Source organism: Micromonospora haikouensis (assembly GCF_900091595.1).
GTDB lineage: Bacteria > Actinomycetota > Actinomycetes > Mycobacteriales > Micromonosporaceae > Micromonospora > Micromonospora haikouensis.
Window position 1 is genome coordinate 98,287 of record NZ_FMCW01000020.1, and the last position, 10,301, is coordinate 108,587.

5 protein-coding genes are annotated in these 10,301 nt (G+C 74.9%); 2 read left to right on the forward strand and 3 right to left on the reverse strand.

The window, feature by feature from the left end; all coding sequences use genetic code 11:
- Nucleotides 1-682 precede the first annotated feature (682 nt).
- Together GA0070558_RS20850 and GA0070558_RS20855 are read left to right on the forward strand one after the other, a co-directional pair.
- Nucleotides 683-3,523: an AAA family ATPase gene (locus GA0070558_RS20850; protein WP_091282867.1), complete on the forward strand. Its 2,841-nt coding sequence runs from the start codon at nucleotides 683-685 to the stop codon at nucleotides 3,521-3,523.
- 506 nt (nucleotides 3,524-4,029) lie between these two features.
- Nucleotides 4,030-6,876: a helix-turn-helix transcriptional regulator gene (locus GA0070558_RS20855; RefSeq protein ID WP_256092049.1), complete on the forward strand. Its 2,847-nt coding sequence runs from the start codon at nucleotides 4,030-4,032 to the stop codon at nucleotides 6,874-6,876.
- Between the two features lie 69 nt (nucleotides 6,877-6,945).
- Here the strand turns inward: GA0070558_RS20855 and GA0070558_RS20860 are convergent, their stop codons facing one another.
- Genes GA0070558_RS20860 through GA0070558_RS20870 form a run of 3 tightly spaced genes read right to left on the reverse strand, consistent with a single transcriptional unit; the run spans nucleotide 6,946 to nucleotide 10,254 of the window.
- Entirely contained in the window at nucleotides 6,946-8,373 is a 1,428-nt protein-coding gene (locus GA0070558_RS20860) for a glycosyltransferase (RefSeq protein ID WP_091282869.1), read from the reverse strand.
- Nucleotides 8,374-8,386: 13 nt separating this feature from the next.
- The gene (locus GA0070558_RS20865) at nucleotides 8,387-9,220 is read right to left on the reverse strand and encodes an ABC transporter permease (protein ID WP_043962725.1); all 834 of its coding nucleotides are present in this window, start codon (nucleotides 9,218-9,220) and stop codon (nucleotides 8,387-8,389) included.
- Entirely contained in the window at nucleotides 9,217-10,254 is a 1,038-nt protein-coding gene (locus GA0070558_RS20870) for an ABC transporter ATP-binding protein (protein WP_043962724.1), read from the reverse strand. The genes GA0070558_RS20865 and GA0070558_RS20870 overlap by 4 nt, the downstream gene beginning before the upstream one ends.
- Nucleotides 10,255-10,301 lie beyond the last annotated feature (47 nt).

The following is a 10,301-nucleotide window of genomic DNA, read 5'->3' on the forward strand; positions in this document are numbered from 1 at the left end:
GGACGAACGGCCCGCTCCGGCCAGGGTCGCGCCGCGACGGGCCCGGCCGCCGGGGCGGCAGACCCGCCGGACGCCGACGCGGCGCCGAGCGCGCGGATGCCACGCAGCGCCACCGTCGCCGGAGGCCGGGCGCGGGCCGGCACCGGCGGGACCGGCGGCTCTCCGCACCGCGTCGCGGGGAGCGCTCCCTCGGGGTCAACGGGGCCGCACAGCCCTTTCCACCCAATTGTCGGCAAGCCACGAAAACGGCATCAACCGACCGGAGAAACGCTCACGTATCACTTTGTGAATTCACCCGGCGACGGTCCGCTGTCAGCTCCGCCGACGCGCCCGGCGCCGCCCGAAGGCACCAAACCGATGTTTGCCTATCCTTTACAACCTTCGGCTTGCCGCCCAATTGCCGGACTGCCATACTCCCAGCATGCACGGCGGTCGATAGCGGGGGGATGCGTCCGGACGGGCCCTAGAATTGTCGAAGGTGCTGGTAGAACCCTGGTCCGGGAACATCAGCCAGTCAAGCTAATCGATGGCCCGCCGCGAACGCGTGACGGCCGTCTATATTCGCCAATACGGGAATGGGTCGAAAATTGCCGGTCTCCGATTTCGTCAGGCTCGATGGCAGACCAGGGAAGGTGGCGGGCCCCGTGACGGCTGACCCCGCGCGCCTTCCGAGGCTACGCCCATGGAGCTGAGCGAACGGTCCCACCAGCTCGACCTCCTGGCCCGCCGGCTCGGCGACCTGGGCAGCCCCGCCGGTCCGCCCGCCGACGCCCGACCGGTGATCGCGCTGACCGGCCCCGTCGGCTCCGGCAAGACCACCCTGTTGCAGGCCTTCGCCCGGCGGGCCGCCGACGCCGACGCCCGCTTCCTCGGGTCGAGCGCCTCCCGGGCCGAACGCGCCGTCCCGCTGGAGGTCGTCCGCCAACTCGTCCGGGCGGCTCCGCCGGACGACGCCCGCGCCCGCCTCGAACGGCTGCTCGACCAGGGCGCCCTCACCTGGCCCGACCTCGACGACGACCAGGAGGGGGCGGCCCGGACCATCGCGGCGATCGGCGGCGCCCTGCTGGAGCTGGCCGCCCGGGGTCCCCTGGTGATCGGGGTCGACGACGTCCACCACGCCGACGTGCCGTCGCTGCGCTGCCTGGACTACGTGGCCCGGCGCATCCCCGGCCTGCCCGTGCTGATCGTGCTGACCGAGGCGCCCCGCACCCGGCCGTGGCACCCCGAGGTCTACGCCGAGCTGCTGCAACCCGCCCGGCTGCACCGGATCCGGATCCCCCTGCTCACCCCGGACGGGACCTACCAGGCCCTGGCCGACCGGCTCGGCGTGCCGACGGCGCGGAGCGTCGCCGAGGAGGTGCACCGGATCAGCGGCGGAAACCCCCTGCTGGTGCAGGCGCTCGCCGACGACCACCTGACCGCCGCGCCGCGCGGCGCGGCCCGCCCGGAGGCGGGCGAGGCGTTCCGGGAGGCCGTGCTGAGCTGCCTCTACCGGTGCGAGCACCTGGTGCTCAAGGCCGCCCGGGCGCTCGCGGTGACCGGCGAACCGCTGCACGGCGCCCTGCTGCCGCAGCTCGTCGACGTACGCGCGGAGTCCGCCCTGCTCGCGATCGACGCCTCCACCAGCGCCGGCCTGATCATCGAGGGCGGGCTGCGGCACGCCGCCGTCGGCCGGGCCGTGCTCGACGGGACCACCGCCGAGGAACGCGCCCGGCTGCACCGGCTCGCCGCCTGCCTGCTGCACGAGGACGGCGCGTCGCCGGTCCTGGTCGCCGGGCACCTGCTGCGCACCGACGAGCTGGCCGAGCCGTGGATGGCCCGGACCCTGCTCGACGCCGGTGAGCAGGCGCTGCTGGACGGCGAGGTGGACGCGGCCCTGCGGTTCCTGCGCCGCGCCAACCGGGACTGCGCCGACGAGTGCCTGCGGGCGCGCGCCCGCTCCGCCCTCGCCCGCGCCGAGTGGCGCCTCGACCCGCAGGCCGCGATGCCCCACCTCCAGGGGGTGGCCAGCGCCGTCCGGGCCGGGCACCTGGGCAGCACGCAGGCCGCCGGGCCGATCCAGTACCTGCTCTGGCACGGCCAGATCGACAAGGCCGTCGAGCTGGTCCAGCACCTGGGCGAGCGCGCCGACAGCAGCGACCCGCGCTCCGCCGCCGAACTGCTGGTCACCAAGGGCTGGATGGCCACCCTCTATCCCGGGGTGACGATCGACCACACGGCCCCCGCCGCGGCCCGGCGGGACCCGCTGACCGTCGCGAAGGTGAAGCAGCGGCTCCAGGGCGTGACCATGCTGGCCTCCGTGCTGGAGCGGGGCGACGGCGGTGCCGTCGAGGAGGCCGACCGGGTGCTGTCCACCATCGGGCTGGACGACGAGCGGGACATGTGGACCGCCATCTGCGCCCTGATCACCATGATCTACGCCGACCGGCTGGACCTCGCCGGCGACTGGTGCGGCCGGCTGGGCCGCAGCGCCACCGTCAGCCGGCATCCCACCCCGGCGGCGATGCTGACCGCCCTCGACGCCGCGATCGCCGGCCGGCGCGGCGACCTGCCCCGGGCGCAGAAGCTGGCCGACACCGCGCTGACCCAGCTCTCCCCGAAGGGCTGGGGCGTGGTGATCGGCATACCGCTGGCCATCCGGCTGCGGGCCCTGACGTTCCTGGGCGAACTCGACGCGGCGGCGGCCTGCCTCCAGGTTCCCGTGCCCCAGGTGCTCTTCGAGACCCCGTTCGGGCTGCACTACCTGCACGCCCGGGGGCTGCACGCACTGGCCGCCGGCAGCCCGGAGAGCGCCCTGGCCGACTTCCAGCTCTGCGGGCAGCTGATGACGGCCTGGCGGCTGGACCTGCCGGCGCTCATCCCGTGGCGCACCGAGTCGGCCCGGGCCCTGCTGCAGATCGGCCGTCGGCAGCAGGCCGAGAAGCTGGTCCGGGAGGAGCTGGGCCGGCTGCGGCCCGGCCACGTGCGGTACCGGGCCGCCGCGCTGCGGGTGCTGGCGGCGGCGCAGGACGGGCCGGACCCGATCCCGCACCTGCGCGGCTCCGTGCGGCTGCTGCGCCAGTGCGGCGACCGGATGGAGCTCGCGCACAGCCTCACCGACCTGGGCCACGCCTATCAGCAGGCGGGCGACCTGCGGCAGGCCCGCAAGGCGGCGCGGGCCGCCCGGACGCTGGCCCAGGAGTGCGGCCTGCCGCTGCTGCGGCCGGCCGCCGGCACCGCCCGGGGCGGACCGGTCAGCGCCGACCCCGACGTGACGGTGCTGGTGGAGGGGCTCAGCGACACCGAGTCGCGGGTGGCCACCCTGGCCGCGCAGGGCCACACCAACCGGGAGATCGCCGAGAAGCTGTTCCTGACGGTCAGCGCGATCGAGCAGCGGCTGACGCGCATCTACCGCAAGCTCGACGTCGACTCGCGCCGGCAGTTGGCCGTGCGGCTGCGGTTGGACCGGCCCGGCGCGCTGCCGGCTGAACGCCTGGGCGCGCCCCGCACGCCCCCCGGCCGCGACGACGACGCCCGGCGCTGACCCCCGCCGCATTGACCGTCCCACCGACCACCCGGGACACCCGAACGCCGACGTCCGACCGCCGGACGTTCCGCCGTCGTGCTCTGGTGGAGGTGCGCCGGGATCCGAGCGTGTGACACCATCACCCCGCTGCGTCGACACCCGCCGTACGTCCCGTCGACACGTGCCGCCGCCCGGCCGTCGCCGACCCCCCTTACGGCGTCGCTGGCAACCCCTAACGGCCACCCGGATCCGCAGGTTTGCGCGCGAAACGATGGGGTCTCGCGCCCGTTGTCGCACACCCGACCCGGTGCCAAACTCGCCTGGACATCCGGATCGCTCGCTGGGGAGCGCGGTCCGGTCAGGGGACAGTTCAGGTCCACCCGGCATGGCGGCCCGGTGCGCTCCACCCCTACCCGGTGCGACGGGTGGGTGTGGTGGAGGGGCGGCTGTCCGGCTTGGGGGGGCGGTGTCGGTCAGCGCCGGTGTTCCCGGCCCGGCACCGCGTACGAGAAGGGCTGACACGAGTGGTGCTGGTGCAGCGGGAGGAACAACTGGACCGGCTCCGGGGGGCGTTCGACGCCTGCGCGGAGCACCAACGCGGACACGTCGCGCTCGTGACGGGCGCGGTGGGCAGCGGCAAGACGAGTCTGTTGGAGACGTTCAGCGAGTGGGCCGCAGCCGCCGGGGGGCGGGTGCTCGGCGCGGCCGGGTCGCGGGCGGAACGCGGGCTCCACCTCGGAGTCCTGGGGCAGCTGTTCCACAGTGCAAGGCTGGAGCAGCAGGCGGCGACCCGGATCGAGAACCTGATGCGGGACGCCGCCTTCGCCGTGCCCCTGCCGGAGCCCGGTGGGGACGCGGCCGACGGGACGGCCGCCGGCGACCGGGTCTGGGCGCCCCTGCTGCACGGCCTGTTCACGGCCCTGCTCGACCTCGCCGACGCCGGGCCGCTGGTCCTCGCCGTCGACGACGTGCACCACGCCGACCCGGCGTCGCTGCACTGCCTGCTCTACGTCACCCGGCGGCTGCGGCACGCCCGGATCATGGTGGTGCTCGCCGAGGCGTCGACGCTGCGCCCGCCCCACCCGCTGTTCCGCGCCGAGCTGCTCAGCCAGCCGTACTTCTCGCGGATCAACCTGCCGCCGTTGACCGTCGACGGGATCGCCCGGCTGGTCGACGCCGACGGCGGGGCCGCCGCCGCCCGGGAGACGGCCGAACGCTGCCTCAGCATGACCGGCGGCAACCCGCTGCTCACCCGCGCCCTCATCGACGAGCGGGCCCCCGGCGGGGCGGCCGACGAGCGGGGGGCCGACCCGACCGGCGGCGACCCGTTCGACCAGGCCGTCCTCGGCTGCCTCTACCGGCACGAGCCCGGGGTACGGCGCGTCGCGCAGGCCCTCGCCGTGCTGAACCGCCCCGTCCCGGCCGAGCTGCTCGGCCACGTCCTCGACGTGGTGCCCGAGTCGGCCGCCCCGGCGGTGCGGGTGCTGCGCACCTCCGGGCTGATGGACTCCGACCAGCTGCGCCACCCCCGCATCCTGCGGTCCATCCTGACCGACATGTCCCCCGAGGAGCGCCGCGGCCTGCACCAGCGGGTCGCCGAGGTGCTGCACGAACACGGCGCGGAGCCGGGCGCGGTGGCCGAGCACCTGGTCGCCGCCGCGTGGGCGGACGCCCCCTGGGTGGTGCCCGTACTCTCCGACGCCGCCGCGCAGGCCCTGGCGTCGGGCCGGCCCGACGTGGCGGCGGCGTGCCTGCGCCTGGTCGCCCGCGCCGACGTCGACGAGCGCCAGCGCACCGCCGCCACCGCGATGCTGGTCAACGCCCGCTGGCAGGTCAACCCGCTCGCCGTCAACGGGCACCTGACCGAGCTGGTGGAGACCGCGCGGGCCACCGGCTGGTCCACCGGGGCCGCCCTGTCCACCGTGCCGTTCCTGCTCTGGCAGGGGCGGGCGGAGGAGGCCACCGAGGCCGTCAGCGGCTTCTCCGGAGACGACGACCCCGGCTCCGCCGCCGGCCACGCCGGCCGGCTGCGGGCCATGCAGCTGCTGGTCTCCCTCTCGCACCCCGACCAGCTGGCCTCCGTGCGGGAGACGCCCAGCACGTGGAGCCGGGCGGCGACCGCGCCGACGTCGATCAGCCCCCAGTTGCAGGCGGTCACGGTGCTCGGCACGGCGCTGCTGCCGAACGCCGACAACGACACCGTGGCCACCGCCGAGCAGCTGCTGCAACGGCACCACACCGACGACGGGGCGTTGGGGCTGCTCACCGCCCCGCTGCTCGCGCTGCTCTGGTCGGGCCGCTGCGACCGGGTCGTGGCCTGGGCCGAGATCCTGCTCAACCGGCCGGCGGTCCGGCACGCCCCGGTGTGGCGGGCCGTCGTGCGGGCGGTCCGCGCCGAGGCCGCGCTGCGGCTGGGCGACCTGCCGGGCGCGGAGCACCACGCCCGCGCGGCGCTGGAGGACATCCCCGCCCCGGCGTGGGGGGTGGCCATCGCCGGGCCGCTGGCCACGCTGATCGCCTGCGCGACCGAGGCGGGCCGGTTCGCCGAGGCCGACCGGTGGCTGGCCCATCCCGTCCCGGCCGGCATGTTCCGCACCCCGCTGGGCGTGCACTACCTGGCCGCCCGGGGCCGGCACCACCTGGCCATGGGCCGGCCGCACGCGGCGACCGCCGACCTGCGCCGCTGCGGGGAGCTGATGCGCGGCTGGGGCATCGACGTGGCCGGGCTGGTGCCGTGGCGGCTGGAGCTGGCCCGGGTGCAGCTCAGCGTCGGCAACAAGACCCACGCCACCCAGCTCCTGCAGGAGCAGCTGCGCGTCGCGCACGGGGTCGACGACCGGACCCGGGGGCGTTCGCTGCGGCTGCTCGCCACCACCGCCGCCCCGGACCACCGGCGCAAGCTGCTCGGCGAGGCGGTCAACCTGCTCCAGGGCTGCGGCGACCGGCTGGAGCTGGTGCGGGCCCTCGGCGACACCGGCCAGAGCCTGCAGCGGGCCGGCGACTCGGCGCGCGCCCGGTTGCTGGTGCGCCGGGCCTACCAGCTGGCCCAGGACTGCGGGGCGTCGGTGCTGGCCCAGCGGCTGATCCGGCGCGACGCGGGCGGCGGGCTGCCGGCGTACCCGGCCGGGGCCGAGGCGCACGAGCCGGACGACGGGCTCAGCGAGGCCGAGCGCCGAGTCGCCGCGCTGGCCGCCCAGGGGCACACCAACCGGCAGATCTCCAGCAAGCTATTCATCACCGTCAGCACCGTGGAGCAGCACCTCACCCGGGTCTACCGGAAGCTGGACGTCAAGCGGCGCACCGACCTGCCGGCCCGGCTCGTCGCCTACGCGGAGCCGCTGGCCGAGGAGCCGCAGGGCGCGGCGTCCTGACCGACGACGCAGGGGCGGCGCGGTGGGTGACCACCGCGCCGCCCCTTTTCGCGTACGGGAGGAAGGGGCTCAGCCGGCGACGGGCGCGACGGCGCGACGGGCCGCCACCGCCTCGTCGCGGTGGCCCAGCACCAGGTCGGCGGCGGCGGTGACCCCGCCGGCCTGGCGCAGCCGCCGGCTCCACAGCGCCGCCCGGTCCCGGAAGGTCCGCTCGGTCAGCAGCCGGCGCAGCTTCGCCACGATGTCGTCGACGTCGAGGGCGTCGTCGTGCTCGACGGCCAGGGCGACGCCCGCGTCGACGACCCGGACCGCGCCGTCGTGGCAGTCGAACCAGAACGGCAGCACGAGTTGCGGCACGCCGAACCAGGCCGCCTCGTGGATCGCGTTGGCGGCGGCGTGGTTGAAGAAGACCCGCACGTGCGGGTGGGCCAGCACCTCCACCTGCGACGGCAGCCACGACTCGACGCGCAGGTTCGCCGGCAGCTCGCCGGCCGGCGGCAGGTGCCGCTGCCGGTCGGCGGGGAGCTTCCACAGCACGTGGTGGTCGGGGCCGAGCCGGGCGGCGACGTCGACGAGCGCGGCCACCTGGGCGGCGCTCGGGCGCATGATGGTGCCGAACCCGACGTAGACCACCGACTCGTGGGCGTCGAGCCAGGCGCGCAGCTCCGCGCCGTCGGGGCTCGGCACGATCTCGGTGGGCACCATCGAGCCGACCGTGCGCAGCGTCGCCGGCGCGGTGGCGAAGGGATATTCCAACCCGAAGACCGTGTACGCCAGCAGCGCCCGCGCCGCCTGCGCGTACAGCGAGGGCCGCAGCTCCACGTTGGGGATCCCGGCCGCCCTGCGGCGCTGGGCGGCGGCGGTGTTGCGGGCCAGCCGCTGCGGCTCCATCAGGGTCTTCAGCAGCGCCTCGCGGTGGCGGCCGTTGGCGGCCTGCTGGCTCGGGCTCATGTGCAGCGGCAGCCCCGACAGCGGCATCGGGTACGTCGGCGGCAGGCTGTCCTGGAGGAAGTTCGACGGCGGCACCGACACGCTGATCACGAACGGCACGCCCCGGACCGTCATCGCGTCCATCCCGAACGAGGCGAACGAGTCGACCACGGCCAGCGCCGGGGCCACCTCGTCGACCAGGGCCAGGCAGCGCTCGTACAGCTCGTGCAGGTAGTCGTAGTCGACGGAGGTGTCGACGTACGTCGCGAAGTTCTCGACCCGGCTGCCGGCGGACATCCGCCGGTGGGTCTCGTCGTCCCAGTGCTCGGGGCGCACCGCCAGGCGGGCCGGCCCGAGCGACAGGAAGGTCAGCTCCCCGCCGCCGGGCAGGCCCTCGACGTCGGCCCGCCGCTCGTCGGTGCAGGCGAAGAACACCCGGCGCGTCCCCCGGCGCCTCAGCTCGCCGGCCAGGGTGAGCAGCGGGTTGAACAGCCCGGAGCTGCCCGAGGTGACGATCAGCAGCGGGCTCTCGTCGGCCGTCGTCGCGCCGGCCGCCTGAGTCGTCATCGCGCCGGCCGCCTCAGTCCATCGCCCGGCGCATGAAGCCGCGGATGCCGATGGCGCTGAACAGCACAAACACCCCGGCCAGCACGATCAGGTCCAGCCACAGCGGCACCGACTGCACCCCGGGCGGGGCGACCAGCGACCGGGTGGCCTCGCTGACGTAGGTGAGCGGGTTGAGGGCGCAGATCACCTGGAACCAGGGCAGCTGGTCCAGGGCGCGCAGCGGGAACTGGGTGGCGCCGGTGAACATCAGCGGGGTCATCGTCACGGTGAACATGATCTGGATGCGGTGCGGCGGGACGAGCGTGCCGAAGGTCAGGCCCATGGCCGCGCCCACCATCGCCCCGGCGGTGAGCACCCCGAGCACCGGCAGCAGCGTCGACAGCGGCCACGTGACGCCGAGCATCAGCATGCCGATGGGGATCAGCACCACGCCGGCGATGACGCCCCGGATCGCCCCGAAGACGATCTTCTCGAACGCGACCAGCGGGATCGCCATCGGCGACAGCAGCCGGTCCTCGATCTCGCGGGTGAAGGAGAAGTCCATCACCATCGGCAGGGCGGTGTTCTCCAGGCCGATGAGGAACGCGTTGAGCGCGATGACGCCGGGCAGCAGCACGTTGGCGAAGTCGTTGCTGGCGTAGCCGAGGCTGGTGAGGACCTTGCCGAAGATCAGCAGCATGAACAGCGGCTGGAGGAACACCTGGGCGAAGAACGCGCCCAGCTCCCGGCTGGTGACGAACATGTCGCGCCAGAGCACCGCCCGGAAGGTGGCGAGCTGGTCCAGCCCGCGCACCGGCGCGGCCGGCGCCACGGCGGTCGACGGGGTGGCGGGTGCGGTGACGCTCACCGAAGTTCCCTTCCGGTCAGGTGGATGAAGACGTCTTCGAGGCTCGGCTGGCCGATGCTGAGGTCGCGGACCTCGCAGCGCAGGTCGGTGAGGATCTTCAGCGCCATCGGCACGGCGTTGGCCGGCGCGGTGCCGGTGTAGAGGCGGAACGACAACGTGGCGTCCGGGTCGGCGGGGGCGTCCGGCACCGGCATCGGCGGCATCCCGGGGAACATCGGCATCCCGCCGGGCGGGCCGCCGGCCCGCAGCCGCTCGACGCGCTCCACGTCGGCGACGTTGCCCAGCGCCGCCTGCACGTCCTCGGCGGGGGCACCGGCGGCCACCACCAGGGTCAGCGTGCTGCTGCCCGGCAGGGTGCGGGTCAGCGCCGCCGGGGTGTCCAGGGTGAGCAGCTTGCCGTGGTCGACGATGCCGACCCGGTCGCAGAGCTTCTCCGCCTCGTCCATGTCGTGGGTGGTCACCACGACGGTCACGCCGGCCTGCTTCAGCTCGGCGATCCGGTCGTGCACGAACAGCCGCGACTGCGGGTCGAGGCCGCCGGACGGCTCGTCGAGGAAGAGTACCTTCGGCGCGTGCATCAGCGCCCGCGCGATCATCGTGCGCTGGGCCAGGCCGCCGGAGAGGAAGTCCGTGCGGGCGTTCGCGAAGTCCTTCAGGCCCATCTGCTCCAGCAGCTCGTCGGCCCGCTTCGTGCGCACCGACCGGGACACCCGGTGGTACGCCGAGTGGAACAGCAGGTTCTGCCGGACGGTCAGCGCCCGGTCCAGGTTGACCCGCTGCGGCACCACCGCCAGCAGTTGCCGGGCCGCGGCCGGCGAGCGGACGACGTCCGCCCCGCACACGACCGCCCGCCCCGAGGTGGCCCGCACCCGGGTCGTCAGCACCCCGATCGTCGTGGTCTTGCCCGCGCCGTTCGGCCCGAGCAGACCGAAGACCTCACCGGCGGCGACGGAGAAGCTCAGCCCGTCCACCGCCGGCGGCATGTTGGGCTGGTAGCGCTTGACCAGCTCCTCGACCACCACTGCCTCGTCCACGTCGCCATGCTCCCGTCCTGGTCCCTGCTGGGACAGATGTCAATCGC

Excerpts from the sequence above, each read along its gene's own strand:
- GA0070558_RS20850 (WP_091282867.1), top strand. The coding sequence starts at position 683 with ATGGAGCTGAGCGAACGGTCCCACCAGCTCGACCTCCTGGCCCGCCGG.
- GA0070558_RS20860 (WP_091282869.1), bottom strand. The coding sequence starts at position 8,373 with ATGACGACTCAGGCGGCCGGCGCGACGACGGCCGACGAGAGCCCGCTG.